This is a genomic window from Rhizobacter sp. (assembly GCF_031412495.1).
Taxonomy (GTDB): Bacteria; Pseudomonadota; Gammaproteobacteria; order Burkholderiales; family Burkholderiaceae_C; genus Schlegelella_A.
The window spans coordinates 1-19,216 of sequence record NZ_JANODC010000005.1; the positions used below are offsets into that span (position 1 = coordinate 1).

The following is a 19,216-nucleotide window of genomic DNA, read 5'->3' on the forward strand; positions in this document are numbered from 1 at the left end:
CCAGAAATTGAGCAGCAGCGGCTTGCCACGCAGCGAGCGCATGGCCAGGGTCGTGCCATCGAGGCGCTCGAAGGACAGCGACCAGACGTCCACGGCGGGCGCCCCGTCCGCGCCGCCCGCACCCGGTCGCCGCTGCCAGGCAGCGAAGCCGGCGCCGCCGACAATCCCGGCGGCGGCGGCGCCGCCGAGCAGCCAGGTGCGCCGCCTCATTGCGACCCGGGCAGCTCGCGCAGCGCAGCGAGGTCGCCGCGCTCGGTGCGACCGCGCGCGTCGCGGCGCAGCGCCCCGCGCAGGTCGTCGTAGTCGAGGATCGTCAGCGCCAGACCGACGACGCCGCCGAGCGCCGGGCTCATGTCGTAGACGTTCAGAACATCGAGGACCCGGCCGCGCGGCCCCTCGGTGCTGCCGACCTCGTACTCGACGCGCATGTCGATCAGCGCCATCTCGGCCGACTTGGAGTCGTCGCAGAAGAGGTCCAGACGGATGCTGTTGCGCCGGGTCGCGGTGCCGCGCCAGACGGCCCCCGTCAGGTGCGGCCGGAAGGCGGCGAGCCGCTCCATCCAGCGCGCGGCAATGCGGCGCAGCTCGGCGAGCTCGGCCGGCTGCGAGTCGGCGTGGAAGAGGTCGAGGTAGACCCGGACCTCGTCCTCGATCTCGTCGTTGCCCGGGAGGTCGGCGATTCGCGTGCCGCGCCGCAGGTCGCGCGCCGCGCGCCGCTTGGCGCTGCCGTACTCCATCCCCTCCTCGACGATCAGGCGCGCCGCGGCGATGGCGATGTCGTTGCTGAGGGTGCCGGACATCGCTCCATTCTAGGCAGCGGGGCCTCGGCGGCCCTGGCGCATCGACCCCGCGATCTCAGGGAATTTCGACCCCGCCCATGCGGGCGGCGATGGTGGAGGCGCGGCCCAGCACGTAGCCCGAACCCGGGCGCTTCTCGAAGCGCTTGGGCGCCGGCAGCATGACCGCGAGCTGCGCCGACTGCTGCGCCGTCAGCGCGCCGGCGCCGGTGCGGAAGTAGCGCCGCGCCGCCGCTTCGACGCCGAACACGCCTTCGCCCCACTCGACGCTGTTGAGGTAGATCTCGAGGATGCGCTGCTTGCCGAGGATCGCCTCCATCGCGTAGGCGAGGACGAGCTCCTGACCCTTGCGCAGGAAGTTGCGCTCGCCGGCGAGGAAGAGGTTCTTGGCGAGCTGCTGCGTGATCGTCGAGCCGCCCACGACCTTGGCGGCGCGCGGTGGCTTCGGGTCGGCCGCGGCCTTGCGCCGCGCCGCTTCGCTGGCGGTGCGCTCGTTGCTTCGCTCGGCCAGGGCTTCCGCGCGCTGGTTGCGCTCCCAGGCCTTCTCGAGCGCATCCCATTCGACGCCGCTGTGCTCGCTGAAGCCGGCGTCCTCGGCGGCGACGACCGCGCGCTTGACGTTCGGCGAGATGGCGGCGTAGTCGACCCAGCGCTGCTGCCAGGCGAGCGGGCGCGGCGAGAGCGCGAGCCGCCAGGCTTCGGAGCGCTGGAAGGTCGTCGAACGCGGGTCGATCGCCAGCAGGGCGACGATATGCAGGACGAAGCCGACCTGCAATGCGGCGAAGCAGACGACCCCCAGCCCCGCGAAGCGGCCGAGCGATCGGCCGACGCCCCGGCTCATGCCCGGGACGGTGTCGCGCGCAGGTCGGCGAGCACGGTCGCGGTCTGCGGACGCACGCCGTTCCAGAGCTCGAACGCCGCGGCCGCCTGCTCGACAAGCATGCCGAGCCCATCGCGGCCGATCGCCCCGCCGGCCTCGGCCCAGGCGAGGAACGGCCGCGCGGGAGGTCCGTACATCATGTCGAGGGCAAGTGTGCCAGGGCGGAGCACGTGCGCCGGCACGGGAACCGGCACGCCGGCGACGCTGCTGGCACTGGCGTTGACGACGATGTCGAACGCCGTGCCGCAGCCGTCGAGAGCCGCGGCGCGAAGGCGGGTTCCCGTCGCCGCGGCCGCGGCCAGGTGACGCTCGACCAGCTGCTCGGCGCGTGCCACGGTGCGGTTGGCGACGACGAGCTCGGCCGGCTTGCGCGCGAGCAGCGAGCCGAGCGCCCCGGCCGCGCCGCCGCCGGCGCCGACGAGCAGCACGCGGGCGCCCGGCAGAGGCACCGCCGCATTGCCTTCGATGTCGGCGACGAGGCCCGGGCCGTCGGTGTTGTCGCCGAGCCAGCCGTCGGCGTCGAAGCGCAGCGTGTTGCAGGCGAGCGCGAGCTCGGCGCGTGGCGTGCGCCGTGCGGCGAGCCGGTACGCCTCGAGCTTGAAGGGCAGCGTGACGTTGCAGCCGCTCCCGCCGGCGTCGGCGAAGGCGCGCACGGTCGCGGCGAAGCCGTCGAGCGGACAGAGCAGGCGCTCGTAGACCACGGGCATGCCGGTCTGCTGCGAGAACGCAGCATGGATGGCGGGCGACCGGCTGTGCGCGACAGGATTACCGGCCACGGCGTAGCGGCGCGATGCCTCGCCGGGGGCAGCCCGGCTCGTCACGCCGCTGCCGGCACCGCGGCCCGGCGTGGCGTTCACGGCGAGGCGGCCGGGCTCGGGCTCATGGCCTCGCGCTCAGCGTCGTCTCGAGGTTTTCCTCGCGCGTGAAGCGAAAGCGCGAGGTGATGACGAGTTGGTCGGCCTTCTGCCGCATCGCCGCCGTGAAGCGCCCGAACGGCGCGGCTGCGGCAACGATGGCGACGGCCCGGCGGTCGAGGACCTTCGACCCCGAGCCGCGCACCACCTCGGTCTCGACGACGCGGCCGTCGGCGTCGACGGTCACGTCCATGACCAGCTCGCCGTACAGCTTCTTGCCCTGGTTCTCGGGAAAGTTGCGGGTGCCGCGGTCCTCGACCTTGCGGCGCAGCTGGTCGTAGTAGATGGCGTAGACCTCTTCGCGCGTCGCCGGGCTGATGTAGCGCTTCTTCGGCCGCGCGTTTTCCTCGTTGATGCGCTTCTCGATCTCGGCCAGCACGTCGACGAGCTGGCGGCGGCGCTCCTCCTGCTCGCGCTCGTCCGGCGTGCCCTGCTCGCGCAGGGGGTCGGTCGGCGGCAGCATCGCCAGCTCGCGGCGCACGGCGGTGAGCAGCTGCTGCTGCGTTTCCTGCAGCTGCTCGATCTGCTTCCTCGTTTGCTCGGCGGCGTCGCCGACCTCGGTGAGGAGCGACGGCGGCAGCGGCGACGTCGCCCGCCCGGCGAGGGCCTCGCCGCCGCCGGACAAGCTCGCCTGCGCGATCGCCTGCGCCTTCTCGGGCGCCTCGCTGGTGCGCGAGTTGACCAGGATCACCTCGAGCGGAGAGTCCTGGAACATGCGGTTGAAGCCTTCCGGGTCGATGAAGCGTACGCCGAGCAGCATCGCGTGCACGCCGACCGAGAACAGGAGCGCGACCTGCAGCGTGGTAAGCCGGCGGAGGAAGCGGCCCATCACGCAGGCGCCCGGTCGGCGACGTGGTCGACCTCCGGAGAGCCGCCGTCGACCTCGATGGCGATGCTGAGCGGGCCGGCGACGGTCTGCGCCTCGTCCTCGTCGTCGGTGCTCTCGGCCGCGTCGGCCGGGCCGGCGTCGCCGCCTGTCGGGGCTTCGGCGCGCCGTCCCACCACGCTGGCCGCGAGGTCGTGGGTCAGCAGGTCAGCCGCGCCGACGCGAACCCGCACGCCGCTGCCGCGCGGCAGCGATTCCGCACCGGCGACGCGGAACACGAGCGGCAGTGAATCCGCGCGCACCAGGCCGTCCTTGAGCACGCTTGCGTCGAGCTCCTGGACGTCGCTCTGGGCCAGGTACTGCAGCGCCCAGTAGCGCTCGACGGAGCCCTGGAACGCGTTGTACGCGGCGTACGACGCGTCGAAGTCGGCAATGATGGCGAGCAGGCCGACGTCCTTCGGCTTGAACGGCGCCGCCAGCGCGGCGGTGCGGCCAAGCCGCGCGCAGGCGACGATCTGCCACTGGTTGACGAGGTCCACGTAGCGCCGCAGCGGCGAGCTCGCCCATGCGTACTGGGCCACGCCGATGCCGGCGTGCGGCGCCGGCCGCGTCCCCATGCGGACCTTGATGCCGGGCGCGAGGCTGGCCTGGCTGCGGTAGATGCCGGGCACGCCGCAGCTCGCCAGCCAGGCGCCCCAGGTGCTGTTGGCCAAGATCATGGTCTCGGCCACGACGAGGTCGAGGGGCGAGCCGCGCTGGCGCTGGCCGATGTGGACGCGCTCGTTGCCCTGGATCGCGCAGCCTTCGGCGACATCGACGCGGAAGGTGTAGTCGGGCCGGTTGAAGTTCTCCGGCTTGCCGCGCACCGTCTCCCGCGCCGCCTTCAGATGCCGGGCCAGACCGTGCAGGAAGGCCAGCTCCTCGCGGAACGGCACGTGGGGGCCGAGCCCGGCCGCCAGCGTCGCCTCGTTGACCTCGGCATCGAGCCGGTCGTGGCGCAGGTTGGCGGCGATGAAGACGCGCTCGAGGCGCGTCTCGCTCGCCTCGACGGCCAGCGTCGCCTCGTCGAAGGTGACGTAAAGCGACACCGCCGGCGCCTCGCGGCCTTCGGCCAAGGTGAACGCATCGACGACCGACCCGGGCAGCATCGTCAGCTTGTGGCCGGGGATGTAGACCGTCGACAGGCGGTCGCGGGCGATCTGGTCCACCGGCGTTCCGGGCGCGAACGCGAGCGCGGGCGCGGCGATGTGGATGCCGACCACGACCCGGCCGCTGCCAAGGCCCTGGACCGAGAGCGCGTCGTCGATCTCGGTGGTGGCCGAATCGTCGATCGAGAAGGCGTGCGCCGGTGCCAGCGGCAGCTCCTCGCGGACCGCGGGCGTGTCGACCGCGGCGAAGCCGACGCCCTTCGGGAACTCCTCGAACAGGAACCGCCGCCAGTGAAACTCATAGGGGGAGTCGATCGCGCCGGCGCCCTTGAGCAGCTCGAGCGGCGGCCGGTCGGAGCGGCGCGCCGCCTCGACCACGGCCTTGTACTCGGGCGCGTTCTTGTCCGGCTTGAACAGGATCCGGTAGAGCTGCTCGCGGATCGGCGCCGGGCAGGTTCCGGAGGCGAGCTCGGCCGCCCAGGCGTCGACCTGCGCCGCCACCTGTTTCTTGCGTTCGATGCCGAGCAGGGCCGCCTTGACGATCTCCTCCGGCGCCTTGCGGAAGCGCCCCTTGCCGAGACGACGGAAATAGTGGGGCGCGCCGAACAGGGCGAGCAGGGCGGCGGCCTGCTGCGGCTCGGCTGCGGCGTTGCCGAAGTAGTCGTGCGCCAGCTCGGCGAAGCCGAACTCGCCCTCGGGCGCGCATTCCCAGGCCAGGTCGAGGTCGACTTCGGCCGCCAGGGCGGCAGCGGTCTGCAGCAGAGCCTCGGGCTCGGGGCTGGCGAAGCGCAGCAGGACGCTGGCGGCCTTGACCTTGGCGCGCTTGCCCGAGCCGAGCTCGATCTGCAGCGACGCGTCGGTCTCGCTCATGACGCGGCCGGCATGGAACCGGCCGGCGTCTTCGTAGAGGGCATACATGGGGCGCCGATTGTCGCCTGCCGTGTCGGGCCGGCCGGCCGCGGGGCCCTGGCTCGGCAAGCGCTTTTCGGTGCATACGACCGCCTTTTCGGCGGTCGACGGCGCGGCTGCCGGGATCAGTAGATCCGGCCCGCCTTGTAGCGGCCGTGCGTGCGCGGCGCCAGGGCGGTGCGGCCGGCGACGGCGGCAAAGCTCGTCGCCGCATGGGCGTGGCAGATCGCCAGGCCGAGCGCGTCGGCGGCGTCGGGGCCGGGCACGCCGGGCAGGCCGAGCAGGCGCATGACCATGTCCTGGACCTGCTCCTTGCGCGCCTGCCCGTGGCCGACGACGGCGCGCTTCATCTGCAGCGCCGTGTACTCGGCGACGCTCAGCTCCTCGGCCACCAGCGCCGAGAGGGCGGCGCCGCGTGCCTGGCCGAGCAGCAGCGTCGACTGCGGGTTGATGCTGACGAAGACGATCTCGACCGACGCGCAGCTCGGCACGTACCGGCCGGCCACCTCGCGCACGCCGTCGAAGATGATCTTCAGCCGGCCGGGCAGGTCGCCGAGGGCGGCGGTGCCGGTGCGGATCGTGCCGCTGGCGACGTAGCGCAGGCGTGGGCCCTCGCGCTCGACGACGCCGAAGCCGGTGGTGCGAAGGCCGGGGTCGATGCCGAGGACGCGCATGGGCGCATTGGACATGAGTTGGGGCGCTAGATGCCGGCGTACCAGCGCACCGAGTGAAAGAACACCGGGGCGGCGAAACAGAGCGGCGCGACCCGGTCGAGCAGGCCGACCGCGCCGGTGACCGAAGACCGGCCGCGGCAGTTGCGCACCCCGGCGTCGCGCTTGAGCGCCTTCATCACGAACTCGCCGAGGGTGCCGCTGGCCCCGGCGACCAGGCCCATCGCCACGGCAGGCAGCGGCTTGAACGGCGTGATCCAGTAGAGGAGGGCGCCGATCAGGCCGCCGGCCGCCGCGCCGACGACCCACGCCCGCCACGAGAACGAGCGGCTGATGGCGCGTGCCACCGGCCGCCGGCGCAGGCGCCGGCTCGCCGTCTCCTGGGCCAGCTGCGCCGCCGCGACCGCGGCGACGAGGAAGAGCACGAGGAAGGCACCGCGCTCGCGGTACCCGGGCAGCTCGAGCAGGAGCAGCGCCGGCGCGTGGCTCATGCCGTAGACGCAGACCGTGATGCCCCACTGGATCTTCGCCGTCCGCTCGAGGAAGCGGAACGGGTCGTTGGCCAGGGCGCTGATGACCGGGATGGCGAAGAACACGTAGACCGGGATGAACACGGTGAAGGCCTCGATGAGGCGCATGCCGACGAGCAGGTACTGGGTCGGCAGGACGACGAAGAACGCCAGCAGCAGGCTGCGGTGGTCGGCCCGCCGGGTGTGGGTGAGCGTGACGAACTCGCGCAGGGCCAGGAAGGAGACCGCGCCGAACAGCAGCGTCGAGCCCACCGGCCCGGAGGCCCACGCGACCCAGAACAGCACCGCGCCGACCCACACCGCGCGCAGGTCGCGCGTGAAGCGCTCGCCGGCCTCGGCCCGCTCGGGCGTGTCGTTGCGAAGCGAGCGACCGACGGCCACGAGCGTCGCCAGCAGGAGGACGCCGAACAAGGCGACGAAGAGCAGGCCGATCTGCTGGCCGACGGTCAGCGAACGAAGGCTTTCCATCAGGCGATCGCGCGCAGGGCGATGACGGCAGAGCGGGCCCGGTCGAGGAAGGCGCGCCGCTCCTCGCCCGGGGCCAGCGCGATGGGCGCGCCGAAGACGACGGTGCACAGGATCGGCACCGGGACGACCTCGCCCTTGGGCATCACGCGCTGCACGTTGTCGATCCAGGTCGGCACCAGCTGCACTTCGGGGAAGGCCTGCGCCAGGGCGAACAGGCCCGACTTGAAGGCGGCCGGCTCGGCGGCGTGGCCGCGCGTCCCCTCGGGGAAGATCACCAGCGAGTCGCCGTTGCGCAAGGCGGTCAGCAAGGGCTCCAGCGGGTCCTCGTCGTCGCGCCGCTCGCGGCTCACGTAGACGGCGTTGAAGATCTCGCGCGTGATCCAGTGCCGGAGCGGCGACGAGGTCCAGTAGTCGCGCGCCGCGATGGGACGCGTCGCGGCGCGCAGGTCGCGCGGCAGCGCGGCCCAGATCAGGACCCAGTCGAAGTGGCTCTGGTGGTTGGCGAAGTAGATGCGCTGCACCGCCTCCGGCGCCGCGCCGTGCCAGTGCCCTTGCGCCCCGGTGATGAGGCGCGCCAGGGAGGCGAGGGCGAGGCCGGCGAACTCGGAGAGCGTCACGCCGGCGTCGGGTTCGGCGGACTAGTGCCGGAAGTGGCGCACGCCGGTGAACACCATTGCGACATCGCGCTCGTTCGCCGCGTCGATCACCTCGTCGTCCCGCTTCGAGCCGCCCGGCTGGATCACCGCCGTCGCGCCGGCCTCGACGACGACGTCGAGCCCGTCGCGGAACGGGAAGAAGGCGTCGCTGGCGACGGCCGATCCGGCGAGCGACAGGCCGGCGGCACCGGCCTTGATCCTGGCGATGCGCGCCGAGTCGAGCCGGCTCATCTGGCCGGCGCCGACGCCGAGCGTCATGCCGCCGGCGCAGAAGACGATGGCGTTGCTCTTGACGTACTTCGCCACCCGCCAGGCGAAGAGCAGGTCCTCCGTCTCCTGGGCCGAGGGCGCCCGCCGCGTCACGACGCGCAGGTCGCTGGCCGAGATCTCGTGGTTGTCGGCGCTCTGGATGAGCAGCCCCGAGCCGACCCGCTTCAGGTCGTGCGTGTTGCGCCGGCTCGCGGAACCTGAGCCGTCCGGCGGCAGTTCGATCGCGAGCACGCGGGTGTTCGCCTTGGCGGCGAGCACCGCCAGCGCCTCGGCGCTGAACGACGGCGCCAGCAGGACCTCGACGAACTGCTTCGCGACGCGTTCCGCGCAGGCGCCGTCGACCTCGCGGTTGAAGGCGATGATGCCGCCGAAGGCCGAGGTCGGGTCGGTCTTCCAGGCCTTCCCGTAGGCCTCGCGCGTGCTGCCGCCGAGGGCGACGCCGCACGGGTTGGCGTGCTTGACGATGACGCACGCGATGCCGGCGAGGCTCTGCACGCACTCCCAGGCCGCGTCGGCGTCGGCGATGTTGTTGTACGAGAGCTCCTTGCCCTGCAGCTGCCGGGCCGTGACGAGCGAGCCCGGCGCCGGATGGAGGTCGCGGTAGAAGGCGGCCCGCTGGTGCGGGTTCTCGCCGTAGCGCAGGTCCTGCAGCTTGACGAAGCGGCCGTTGGCCTGGCCCGGGAACTCGGCCCGCTGCGGCACGCCGTCGACCGGACCGGCGAGCGACGACAGGTAGTCGCTGATGGCGCCGTCGTAGGCCGCGATCCGGTCGAAGGCAGCGACCGCGAGGGCGAAGCGCAGCGCTTCCTGCACCGTGCCGTGCGCCCGCAGGTCGGCGAGCACCGCGTCGTACTGGGAAGCATCGGTCACCACCGCGACGCCCTGCCAGTTCTTGGCCGCGGAGCGGACCATCGCCGGCCCGCCGATGTCGATGTTCTCGATGGCGTCGGCGAGCGTGCAGTCGGCCTTCGCCACCGTGGCCTCGAACGGATAGAGGTTGACGACGAGAAGGTCGATCGGGGCGATGCCGTGCCGCTCGATCGCCGCCATGTGCCCGGCGCTGTCGCGACGCGCCAGCAGGCCGGCGTGGATGGTGGGGTGCAGCGTCTTGACGCGGCCGTCGAGCATCTCGGGAAAGCCGGTGTGCGCCGCGACCTCCGTGACCGCCAGGCCGTGTTCGGCCAGAAGCCTGGCCGTGCCGCCGGTGGAGAGCAGCCGGAAGCCGAGGCCGGCGAGCGCGTGCGCGAAGTCGACGACGCCGGTCTTGTCGGAGACGGAAATCAGCGCCTGCATCGGGAACTCCTGGTGCGGCCGGCGCGGGCTGCCGTCACTTGATCAGCTTGTGCTCGACGAGCTTTCGACGCAGCGTGTTGCGGTTGATGCCCAGCCACTCGGCGGCGCGGCTCTGGTTGCCGCCGGCCTCGCGCATCACCACCTCGAACAGCGGCCGCTCGACCACGCGCAGGATCATCTCGTACATCGCCGCCGGCTCGACGCCGCGCAGGTCCTTGAAGTAGCTTTCGAGGCTCTCCCGGACGCACTCCTCGATGTGCTTCTTGGTGCTCATCGCATGCCTTGTCAATGAAGCGGCGCGGCGCCCGGCGGCACCGCAGCGGGCATCTGCGGCAGGGTGTCGGCCAGGCGATCGAACCAGGCGGCGACGGCGCGGGCCTGCTCGGCGCACGACTCGATCGCGTTCATGTCGGACCGGAAGGCCTCGCCGCCGGGCAGGCCGCGCAGGGTCCAGCCGATGTGCTTGCGGGCGCTGCGCACGCCGGCGAACTCGCCGTAGAGGCCGTAGTGATCGTCGAGGTGCTCGAGCAGCCAGCCCTTGACGTCGAGGACCCGCGGCGACGCTGCCGTGCCGCCGGTGGCGAGGTGGTGCGCGATCTCCCCGAAGATCCACGGCCGCCCCTGCGCGGCACGGCCGATCATGATCGCGTCGGCGCCGGTGCGCTCGAAGACCGCGCGCGCCTTGGCCGGGGAATCGATGTCGCCGTTGGCGACGACCGGGATCGCCACCGCGCGCTTGACCGCGGCGACGGTGTCGTACTCGGCCTCGCCGCGGTAGCCCTGCTCGCGGGTGCGGCCGTGCACCGCGACCATGGCGACGCCGGCGCCCTCGGCTGCGCGGGCGATGCGCACGGCGTTCTTCTCCGTGTCGCACCAGCCGGTGCGCATCTTCAGCGTCACCGGGACGCCGTGCGGCAGGCAGGCGGCGACGACGGCCTCGACGATGCCGAGGGCCAGCGCTTCGTCGCGCATCAGCGCCGACCCGGCCCACTGGTTGCAGACCTTCTTGGCCGGGCAGCCCATGTTGATGTCGATGATCTGCGCACCGCGATCGAGGTTGTAGGCGGCGGCCTCGGCCATCATGGCGGCGTCGGTGCCGGCGATCTGCACCGAGATCGGTGCCGCTTCGCCATCGTGGTCGGCACGGCGGCTCGTCTTCAGGCTCGCCCACAGGTCCTTGCGCGAGGTCACCATCTCGCTCACCGCGTAGCCGGCGCCGAGGCGCTTGCAGAGCTGGCGGAAGGGCCGGTCGGTGACGCCGGCCATCGGTGCGGCGAAGAGCCGGTTCGCCAGCGTGATGTGGCCGATGCGCATGGGGGCTTGGACGCGGCTGCTGAAAAAGGAGGCAGCAGTATAGCGGCGGGTCGGTGCCCTCCGGCCTCGGTGCCACCCTCGGTCCGAGGTGCGGCGCCGGTTCGATAATCCGCGCGATGGATGCCTGGATCGACTGGCTCATGGCCGCCCTTTCCTTGCCGCAGGTCGGCCTGTCGACCGTCTTCTTCGTGGCTCTGATCGCGTCCACCCTGGTGCCCCTCGGTTCCGAGCCGGCCGTGTTCGGCCTCGTCAAGCTGAACCCGTCGATGTTCTGGCCGGCGGTGCTCGTCGCCACGGCCGGCGCGTCGCTCGGCGGTGCGATCACGTGGTGGATGGGCTACGGCGCCGAGCGGGCCTACGAACGCGTGACGCACCGGCATCCGGATGGGAAGGCGCTCGCGTGGCTGCGCCGCTTCGGTCCCAAGGCCTGCCTGCTGTCGTGGCTGCCGGTGGTCGGCGATCCGATCTGCGCCGTCGCCGGTTGGCTGAAGCTTCCGTTCTGGCCCTGCCTGCTCTACGCGACGATCGGCAAGTTCGGCCGCTACTTCATCATGACCGCAGCCCTGCTCTGGTTCTTTCCGGGCCAGTACACCCGCTGACCCGCCGAGCATGACGCACCCCGCGTACGACGACCTGGTCAGCCACTGGAGCCGCCTGCATCGGTTCGGGCACCTGCAGTCGGTCGCGAGCTGGGACCGCGCCGCCATGATGCCGCCGAAGGGCAGCGAGGCGCGCGCCCTGGCCCTCGCCGAGATCGAGAGCCTGCTGCATCGTCTGCGCACCGAGCCGCGCGTGGGGGTCCTGCTGGCCACGGCCGAAGGCGAGTCGCTCGACGCGCTGGCGCGTGCCAACCTGCGCGAGATGCGACGCGAGTGGACCGGCGCGAACGCGGTACCTGAAGCGCTGGTCGAGGCGAAGTCGCTGGCCACCTCGCGCTGCGAGCAGGCCTGGCAGTCGCAGCGCCCTGCTTCCGACTGGGCGGGCTTCCTCGCCAATTTCCGGCCCGTGCTGCGGCTGGCCCGCGAGGAGGCGAAGTACCTGGCCGACGCCCTCGGGCTGGCGCCGTACGACGCCCTGATGGACCGGTTCGAGCCGGGCATGAGGAGCAGCGAGGTCGATCGCCTCTTCGGCGACCTGCAGGCCTGGCTGCCCGCGCTCGTCGCCACGGCGCGGTCGCAGCAGTCCGACGAAGCCGTGCTCGTCCCGCAGGGGCCGTTCGAGAAGGCGAAGCAGCGCGCGCTGAGCCTCGACGTGATGGGTCTGCTCGGCTTCGACTTCGACGCCGGGCGGCTCGACGAGAGCGCGCATCCCTTCAGCGGCGGCGTGCCCGAGGACACGCGGCTGACGACGCGCTACGTCGAGTTCGATTTCCTGCGCAGCCTGATGGGCACGATCCACGAGACCGGCCATGCCCGCTACGAGCAGAACCTGCCGCGCGGCTGGCTCGGGATGCCCGTGGCGCACGCCCGGTCGATGGGCGTGCACGAGAGCCAGAGCCTGTCCTTCGAGATGCAGCTCGGCCGCAGCCGTGCCTTCGTCGAGCGCCTCGCGCCCTTGGTCGAGAAGCACTTCGGGGCGCGGCCGGCCTTCGAGCCCGGCTCGCTGCACCGGCTGCTGACCCGGGTGCAGCCCGGCTTCATCCGTGTCGACGCGGACGAGCTCACCTACCCGGCGCACGTCATCCTGCGCTACGGCATCGAAAAGCGCCTGATCGAAGGCGAGGTGGAGGCCGAGGACATCCCGGCGCTCTGGGACGACGGCATGGCCCGCCTGCTCGACGTCGACACGCGCGGCCATTTCAGCAACGGCTGCATGCAGGACGTGCACTGGAGCGCCGGACTCTTCGGCTACTTCCCGTGCTACACGCTCGGCGCCATCTACGCCGCGCAGTGGTTCGCGAGCCTTCGCCGCGATAACCCGCAGGTCGACCGGCAGATCGCGGCGGGCGATCTCGCGCCGGTCTTCGGCTGGCTGCGCGACAACATCTGGAGCCAGGGCAGCCGCTGGACCACCGCCGAGCTCGTCACCCGGGCCAGCGGCGAGCCGCTGAACCCGGTTCACTTTCGCCGTCACCTGGAGACGCGCTACCTCGGGCTGACTCCCGCCTGAGGCGGCGCGGGCGCCCTGTGGAAGCTCAGGCCGCCTTCCGGGCGGAGGCGGCACGCGTGCTGCGCTTGGCCGCGGCGCTCTTCAGCGGCGCGGCCCTGGCCGGCGTCCGCGCCGTGGTCTTCGCCGCCGTCTTCGGCGTGGCGGGCTTGGCCTTGGCGCTGATCTGGGCCTGCAGGGCATCGATCCGGTCCATCAGGCTCTGCACATCCTTCGACGAGGGCACGCCGAGCTTCTGCAGCGCCTTGGCGGTGCGCTCCTCGAAGATCGACTCGAGCTTGTCCCACTGCTTGCCGGCCTTGCTGGTGACGTCGTCGGCCATGCTCGTCATGCGGGTGGTGACCTCGTCGAACTTCTCTTCGGCGACGTTCTGGGTCTTCTTTTGCAGCGATGCGCCTTCCTTCACGAGGGCCTCGAAGACCTGCTTGCCTTCGGCCTGGGCCTTGGCGAAGGCACCCATGCCGGCGAGCCAGATCTGCTGCGCCGACTCCTTGACCGAGCTGGCGAGCGCGCTGTCGAAAAGGTGGTTGGCGGAGCCGCTTTTCCGGTCGGCCATCGCCTTGAGTTTCTTGACCATCGTCTTCTCCCTGAGTTGTGTCCGCAGCTGCCGTGTGCAGCGGCTGGGCCGGACTGTAGGCAGCCGGCCTCGAGTGCGCACCCTAATCGGCGCCGGGCGCGCGGTTCACCGCGGCTTCGGGTTAGCACCCCGCGATGCGCGCAGGTCCTTGCAGAAGAATCCGGCTTCCTTCGCGGACACAACATCGGGAGCACGCATGCGCTACTTCGTGACCGGAGCCACCGGCTTCATCGGCAGGCGCCTCGTCAGGACACTGCTGGGCCGACCCGGCGCCATCGTCCACTTCCTGCTCCGCCCGGGAAGCGAAGGCAAGCTCGCCGGCCTCCTCGCCTACTGGGGCGTCGAAGGCACGGGCGCCGAAGGCCGCGCGATCGCCGTCCATGGCGACCTCACGGCGAAGAAGCTCGGTGTCTCCGCCGACGACCTGCGGCGGCTGAAGGGCGAGGTCGATCATGTCTATCACCTGGCTGCCGTCTACGACCTGTCGGCCGACGCGGAGTCGCAGGTCGCCGTGAACATCGAGGGCACGCGTGCGGTGGTCGAGTTCGCGAAGGCCATCGATGCCGGCCATTTGCACCACGTCAGCTCGATCGCCGCCGCCGGCCTCTACGAAGGCGTGTTCAGGGAAGACATGTTCGACGAGGCCGACGGCCTCGACCACCCGTACTTCATGACCAAGCACGAGAGCGAGAAGATCGTGCGCAAGGAAGCCGGGGTGCCGTGGACGGTGTACCGGCCGGCCCTCGTCGTCGGCGACTCGAAGACCGGCGAGATGGACAAGATCGACGGCCCGTACTATTTCTTCAAGCTGATCCAGCGGATGCGCCAGATCCTGCCGCCGTGGATGCCCTCGGTCGGGATCGAGGGCGGGCGCATCAACATCGTGCCGGTCGACTTCGTGATCGCCGCCATCGACCACATCAGCCACCGCAAGGAGGGCCTCGACGGGCGCTGCTTCCACCTCGTCGATCCGATCGGCTACCGCGTCGGCGACGTGCTCGACATCTTCAGCAAGGCGGCGCACGCGCCGAAGATGAACCTGTTCGTCAACGCGGCACTGCTCGGCTTCATCCCGAAGAGCGTGAAGAAGGGCCTGCTCGCGCTGGCGCCGATCCGGCGCGTCAGGAGCGCGGTCCTGAAGGACCTCGGCCTGCCCGAGGACATGCTCACCTTCATCAACTTCCCGACCCGCTACGACTGCCGCGAGGCGCTCGCCGCGCTGAAGGGCTCGGGCATCGAGTGCCCGCGCCTCGACGACTACGCGTGGCGCCTCTGGGACTACTGGGAACGCCACCTCGATCCGTCGCTGCAGATCGACCGTTCCCTGCGCGGCACCGTCGGCGGCAAGGTCGTCCTCGTCACCGGCGGCTCGTCGGGCATCGGCCTCGCGGCCGCCTGCAAGTTCGCCGAGGCCGGGGCGGTCACGGTCATCTGCGCACGCGACGAGGCCAAGCTCGCCGCCGCGAAGCAGGAAATCGTCGACAAGGTCGGGCCGCTGGCGATCGTCGAGACCTACTCCTGCGACATCGCCGACGAATCGGGCTGCCGCGGCCTGGTCGAGTGGCTGAACGCGACGCACGGCGGCGTCGACTTCCTCGTCAACAACGCCGGCCGGTCGATCCGGCGTGCGATCGAGGCGAGCTACGAGCGCTTCCACGATTTCGAGCGGACGATGCAGCTCAACTACTTCGGCTGCCTGCGCGTGACCATGGGCTTCCTGCCGGGCATGGTCGCCAAGAAGAAGGGCCACGTCGTCAACATCAGCTCGATCGGCGTGCTGACCAACGCGCCGCGGTTTTCCGCCTATGTGGCCTCGAAGGCCGCCCTCGACGCCTGGACGCGCTGCGCCTCGAGCGAGTACGCCGACACGGGCATCACCTTCACCACCATCAACATGCCGCTGGTGCGAACGCCGATGATCGCGCCGACGGGGCTCTACAACAACGTCCCGGTGCTCTCGCCGGAAGAAGCGGCGAACATGATCGCCGAGGCCTGCGTCGACAAGCCGGTGCGCATCGCCACCCGGCTCGGCATCACCGGCGAGCTCCTGCACGCGATCGTCCCGCGCGTCGCCCAGATCGTCATGAACTCGACCTTCCGAATGTTCCCCGACAGCGCCGCAGCCAAGGGCGACAAGGGCGACAAGTCGGTCAAGTACCAGCCTTCGCCGGAGGCGGCCGCGATGGCGCAGATGATGCGGGGCATCCACTTCTGACTCGGCTCGACGGCGCGTCGGCCGGGTCAGGCTTGGCCCGTCCTTACTGGATCGGCTTGCCGACCAGCGCCTGTGCCTTCGCCGTGACGAGCGCCGGCTGGGCGCGGTACTGCTGCGGGAACACCGTCTTCAGGTTGACGATCTTCGGCAGGTCGTAGCGGGCGATGTAGGGCTGCGTCGGGTTCAGGGTCAGGTAGTCCTGGTGGTACTCCTCCGCCGGGTAGAAGGCCTTCAGCGGCACGACCTCGGTGACGATCTTCTTCGGGTAGACCTTGGCGGCGTCGAGCTGGGCGATGTAGCGCTCGACCGTCTGCTTCTGCGCCGCGTCGACATAGAAGACCGCGGAGCGGTACTGCGGGCCGACGTCCGGCTCCTGGCGGTTCAGCTGGGTCGGGTCGTGCGCGACCGAGAAATACACCTGCAGCAGCGTCGCAAAGCTGACCTTCTTCGGATCGTAGGTGATCTGCACGGCCTCGGCGTGGCCGGTCATGCCGGTGCCGATCATTTCGTAGCGAGCCGTCTCCTTCGCACCCCCGGAGTACCCCGACACCGCCTGGACGACTCCCTCGACCCGCTGGAAGACGCCCTGCACGCCCCAGAAGCAGCCGCCGGCGAACACCGCCGTCTGCGTGCCGCTGGCCTCGCGCGTGGCGTCGACGGCGGCCGGCGGGATCCGCACCGCGGCTTCGCTGGCGACGCTGTCGTTCAGGTGCGCGGCGAGGCCGGCGAGGAGGACGACGCCGGTGAACACCGCCACCGACACCGCTAGCTGGCGCGCCCGGCGCGCAAGCGGGAAAGAACTGCTGCCCATGGTGGCCTCCTGGAGGGTTCGCACATCGGTCGTGCGGGCCCTGCGGCGATTACACCACCAGGGCTTCGGTTCGGCTCCAGGCCGGGGTCAATGTCCTGCCGCCGAGCTGTCCTTGGCTGTCATCTGCGCATACGGCGCGACCGCTTCTGCGCTCGCTGGGTCGGCGTCGCCGAGCCAGGCCCCGCCGTCCCGCAGTGCCGCCTGCAGCGCGCCGATGTCGACGTCGTGCACGGCACTGCCGGCGGCCAGGGCCAGCGCGGCGGCCGTGCCGGCAGCCTGGCCCATGACGAAGCAGGGACCGGAAACGCGCGCCGCCGAGTGACCCTCGTGCGTCATCGACGCGCAGCGTCCGGCTAGAAGCAGGTTGAGGGCGCCGGCGGCCGAGCTGCGCCGCGGCAGCAGCATGCGATAGGGCAGCTGGTTGAAGCCGCGCGACTCTGGAATCGGTGGCCAGCGCCACTCGACGTCGCCGGCGACGTGCAGCTCGAGCGGCCAGCCGTTGACGCCGATGGTGTCGGCGAAGCTGGCGCAGCCGACGACGTCGTCGCCGCTCAACGCGACCTCGCCGATCAGCCGGCGCGTCTCGCGGATGCCGAGCTGCGGCGCGATCTCGAGCGCGTAGGCGGCCTCGAAGCCGGGCACGCGGGTGCGCAGGAAGCGCAGGTAGTCGATGGCCTGGCGCCGGCCCTCGAGCTCGCCGCCGCTCAGCGAGCGTGCGTCGGTGCCGTCGACCGCCGAGCCGTCGGCGTTCTTCAACTGCGTGACGTTGACGCGCCACTCGGTCGGATGCTTCTGCGGCCGCACGATCGCGCCGCGGCGCGGAAAGCGGAACTCGCCGGCGGCCTCGGCGGCTTCCATGCGGGCCGGGATCGTCCGCCAGGCTTCGCCGGCGCGCTGCCGGTCGACGTTGCCGACGCGGAACATCAGCGTCGGGTAGAGCAGCTCGCCGTCGGGGCCGCCGAGCGCCATCGGCACGCCGGCCAGGTGGGCCAGGTCGCCGTCGCCGGAGCAGTCGACGAAGACCCGGCCGCGCACCGCGACCCGGCCCGACTTCGTCTCGAGCAGCACGGCGGCGAGGCGGCCGTCGTCGTGGCGCAGCGCGCCGACGGCGAAAGCGTGGAACAGCAGCTCGGCGCCGGCGGCAAGCACGGTCGCGTCGGCGGCGCACTTGAACGCCGCGGTGTCGTAGGCCTGGGCGCAGATCTTTCCGAACACGAGGTGCGGCTCGTTCAGGCCGCCGAGTGCCGTCATGCGATCGAGCAGCTCGTCGGCGACGCCGTGCACGACGCGGCGGATCGTGCCGTGCACGTTGGCGTGCAGGCCGCAGAAGTTGGTCACGCCCGCGGCCGTGCCCATGCCGCCGAGAAACCCGTAGCGCTCGACGAGCAGGGTGCGGGCGCCGCGCCGCGCCGCGGCACGGGCGGCAGCGATGCCGGCCGGCCCGCCGCCGAGGACGATGACCTCGTACTCGCCGTAGACGGGCGTGCGCCGGGCCGGCTCGCCGACCGTGGCGACCGGCTCCACGCGGTCAGTCGAGGCTGATGTTGTTCTTCTGGATGATCGGCCGCCAGCGCTCCACGTCGGCGGCGAGCACGGCCTTCGCCTCGGCCGGCGTGTTGGCGACGACGTCCATGTACTGCAGCTTCAGCTTCTCGCGGATCTCGGGGTCGGCGAGGATCTGCGCCAGTTCCTCGTGCAGGCGGCGGACGATCGCGTCGGGCGTCTTCGCCGGGACGATGAAGCCCATCCAGGCGTCGGCGTGAATCCCGGTGAGGCCGCTCTCGGCCAGGGTCGGCAGCTCGGGCAGCGCCGCCGAGCGCCTGGCGGTGGCCACGGCCAGGCCCTTGATCTTGCCGGACTTGATGTGCGGCACGACCGCGGCGGCGGGCAGGACGGCGATGTCGGCGGTGCCGGAGAGGAGAGCGTTGACTGCCGGCCCGGAGCCGGCGTACGGCACGTGGACGACGCTGGTGCCGCTCCTCGAGGCCAGGGCCTCCATGGCCAGGTGCGAGATGCTGCCGGCGCCCATCGACGAATAGTTGTACTTGCCGGGGTTCTTCTTCATCAGCGCGACCAGCTCGTCGGTGCTGTTGACGCCGAGCGTGGCCGGGACGACGAGCACGCTGGGCTGCGTCGCCGCGATGCTGACCAGCTCGAGGTCGCGCGATTCGTACGGCATCTTCTTGAACAGCAGGGCGTTGACGCCGAGCGGGCCGGCGATGCTCACGCCGATGGTCTGCCCGTCCGGAGCGGCCTTGGCCACCGCGTCGGTCCCGGAGTTGCCGGCGGCGCCGGCCTTGTTCTCCACGACCATCGGCTGGCCGGTGCGCTTGCTCAGCCGCTCGGAAACGAGGCGGGCGATGATGTCCGGCGTCGAGCCCGGGCCGTACGGGACGATGATCTTGACCGGACCCTTGGGCCAGTCGGCGGCCGGCGCGGCCTGCGCGAGGGCAGCGCCGCCGGCGGCGACGAGAGCACCGCAGGCGGCGAGTTGCAGGAAGCGCAAAAGAGAGCGGTAGTGCATGGGGCGTGCCTCGTTCGAAGGTTAGGATTCTGCCGCTTTCGAATCCCGGAGCGACGCCCACCGATGCCGCCATGACCACGACCGACGCGCCTCCCGCCGACCCCTCCGGGCCGGACCTGTCCCACGTGGCGCCGCGCGACAAGGCCGAGATCCTGGCCCAGGCGCTGCCCTACATCCGCAGGTTCCATGGCAAGACCATCGTCATCAAGTACGGCGGCAACGCCATGACCGATCCGGGGCTGCAACAGGATTTCGCCGAGGACGTGGTCCTGCTCAAGCTGGTCGGCATGAACCCGGTGGTGGTGCA

The 19,216-nt window shown here is 71.4% G+C and carries 19 protein-coding genes and 1 pseudogene; 4 read left to right on the forward strand and 16 right to left on the reverse strand.

Annotated elements, in window-relative coordinates; genetic code table 11:
- The 12 genes from AC30N0_RS00095 to dusB all read right to left on the reverse strand — a co-directional run.
- Nucleotides 1–210 (reverse strand): TlpA family protein disulfide reductase (locus AC30N0_RS00095; protein ID WP_489515907.1); only part of this gene is annotated, 210 nt, incomplete at its 3' end.
- A complete protein-coding gene (locus tag AC30N0_RS00100; protein ID WP_489515908.1) occupies nt 207–800 on the reverse strand; it encodes a hypothetical protein in 594 nt (197 codons plus the stop codon). The genes AC30N0_RS00095 and AC30N0_RS00100, both read right to left, overlap by 4 nt.
- 55 nt (nt 801–855) lie before the next feature.
- On the reverse strand, nt 856–1,638 hold the full coding sequence (locus AC30N0_RS00105) for a transglycosylase domain-containing protein (protein ID WP_489515909.1): 783 nt from the start codon (nt 1,636–1,638) through the stop codon (nt 856–858).
- Nucleotides 1,635–2,498, reverse strand: a complete 864-nt coding sequence (gene aroE, locus AC30N0_RS00110; RefSeq protein ID WP_489515923.1) for a shikimate dehydrogenase — start codon at nt 2,496–2,498, stop codon at nt 1,635–1,637. Before aroE ends, AC30N0_RS00105 begins: the two co-directional genes overlap by 4 nt.
- A gap of 58 nt (nt 2,499–2,556) precedes the next feature.
- Entirely contained in the window at nt 2,557–3,420 is an 864-nt protein-coding gene (locus AC30N0_RS00115; protein WP_489515910.1) for an energy transducer TonB, read from the reverse strand.
- Nucleotides 3,420–5,483 carry a ribonuclease catalytic domain-containing protein gene (locus AC30N0_RS00120; RefSeq protein WP_489515911.1) on the reverse strand — a complete coding sequence of 688 codons (2,064 nt, stop codon included), beginning with the start codon at nt 5,481–5,483 and terminating at the stop codon, nt 3,420–3,422. Before AC30N0_RS00120 ends, AC30N0_RS00115 begins: the two co-directional genes overlap by 1 nt.
- Before the next feature lie 116 nt (nt 5,484–5,599).
- Nucleotides 5,600–6,148: a crossover junction endodeoxyribonuclease RuvC gene (ruvC, locus tag AC30N0_RS00125; RefSeq protein WP_489515924.1), complete on the reverse strand. Its 549-nt coding sequence runs from the start codon at nt 6,146–6,148 to the stop codon at nt 5,600–5,602.
- 26 nt (nt 6,149–6,174) lie between these two features.
- Nucleotides 6,175–7,146, reverse strand: coding sequence for a phosphatidate cytidylyltransferase (locus AC30N0_RS00130; RefSeq protein ID WP_489515925.1), 972 nt, complete (start codon nt 7,144–7,146; stop codon nt 6,175–6,177).
- On the reverse strand, nt 7,143–7,760 hold the full coding sequence (locus tag AC30N0_RS00135; RefSeq protein WP_489515912.1) for a lysophospholipid acyltransferase family protein: 618 nt from the start codon (nt 7,758–7,760) through the stop codon (nt 7,143–7,145). Before AC30N0_RS00135 ends, AC30N0_RS00130 begins: the two co-directional genes overlap by 4 nt.
- Nucleotides 7,761–7,781: 21 nt before the next feature.
- Nucleotides 7,782–9,362, reverse strand: coding sequence for a bifunctional phosphoribosylaminoimidazolecarboxamide formyltransferase/IMP cyclohydrolase (gene purH / locus AC30N0_RS00140; protein ID WP_489515913.1), 1,581 nt, complete (start codon nt 9,360–9,362; stop codon nt 7,782–7,784).
- A gap of 34 nt (nt 9,363–9,396) precedes the next feature.
- A complete protein-coding gene (locus AC30N0_RS00145; RefSeq protein ID WP_489515914.1) occupies nt 9,397–9,636 on the reverse strand; it encodes a helix-turn-helix domain-containing protein in 240 nt (79 codons plus the stop codon).
- Between the two features lie 11 nt (nt 9,637–9,647).
- A complete protein-coding gene (gene dusB / locus AC30N0_RS00150) occupies nt 9,648–10,676 on the reverse strand; it encodes a tRNA dihydrouridine synthase DusB (RefSeq protein WP_489515915.1) in 1,029 nt (342 codons plus the stop codon).
- Between the two features lie 116 nt (nt 10,677–10,792).
- On the opposite strand from dusB, the gene AC30N0_RS00155 reads away from it, so the two are divergent.
- Entirely contained in the window at nt 10,793–11,275 is a 483-nt protein-coding gene (locus AC30N0_RS00155; protein ID WP_489515916.1) for a YqaA family protein, read from the forward strand.
- Between the two features lie 10 nt (nt 11,276–11,285).
- Complete coding sequence (locus AC30N0_RS00160) at nt 11,286–12,785, forward strand: carboxypeptidase M32 (protein ID WP_489515917.1); 1,500 nt, start codon at nt 11,286–11,288, stop codon at nt 12,783–12,785.
- Nucleotides 12,786–12,810: 25 nt separating this feature from the next.
- On the opposite strand, the gene AC30N0_RS00165 is transcribed toward AC30N0_RS00160, so the two are convergent.
- Nucleotides 12,811–13,359: a phasin family protein gene (locus AC30N0_RS00165; RefSeq protein WP_489515918.1), complete on the reverse strand. Its 549-nt coding sequence runs from the start codon at nt 13,357–13,359 to the stop codon at nt 12,811–12,813.
- A gap of 196 nt (nt 13,360–13,555) precedes the next feature.
- Here AC30N0_RS00165 and AC30N0_RS00170 point away from each other — a divergent pair, with 196 nt between their 5' ends.
- Nucleotides 13,556–15,574: an SDR family oxidoreductase gene (locus AC30N0_RS00170; protein ID WP_489515919.1), complete on the forward strand. Its 2,019-nt coding sequence runs from the start codon at nt 13,556–13,558 to the stop codon at nt 15,572–15,574.
- 43 nt (nt 15,575–15,617) lie between these two features.
- Here the strand turns inward: AC30N0_RS00170 and msrA are convergent, their stop codons facing one another.
- The 3 genes from msrA to AC30N0_RS00185 all read right to left on the reverse strand — a co-directional run bounded on the left by msrA (nt 15,618) and on the right by AC30N0_RS00185 (nt 18,909).
- The gene (msrA, locus tag AC30N0_RS00175) at nt 15,618–16,385 is read right to left on the reverse strand and encodes a peptide-methionine (S)-S-oxide reductase MsrA (RefSeq protein ID WP_489515920.1); all 768 of its coding nucleotides are present in this window, start codon (nt 16,383–16,385) and stop codon (nt 15,618–15,620) included.
- Nucleotides 16,386–16,472: 87 nt separating this feature from the next.
- Nucleotides 16,473–17,909, reverse strand: a complete 1,437-nt coding sequence (locus AC30N0_RS00180; protein WP_489515921.1) for an FAD-dependent oxidoreductase — start codon at nt 17,907–17,909, stop codon at nt 16,473–16,475.
- 4 nt (nt 17,910–17,913) lie between these two features.
- Nucleotides 17,914–18,909, reverse strand: a complete 996-nt coding sequence (locus AC30N0_RS00185) for a Bug family tripartite tricarboxylate transporter substrate binding protein (RefSeq protein WP_489515922.1) — start codon at nt 18,907–18,909, stop codon at nt 17,914–17,916.
- A 71-nt stretch (nt 18,910–18,980) separates the two neighbouring features.
- On the opposite strand from AC30N0_RS00185, the pseudogene AC30N0_RS00190 reads away from it, so the two are divergent.
- A pseudogene (locus AC30N0_RS00190) lies at nt 18,981–19,216 on the forward strand (acetylglutamate kinase); the annotation flags it as partial.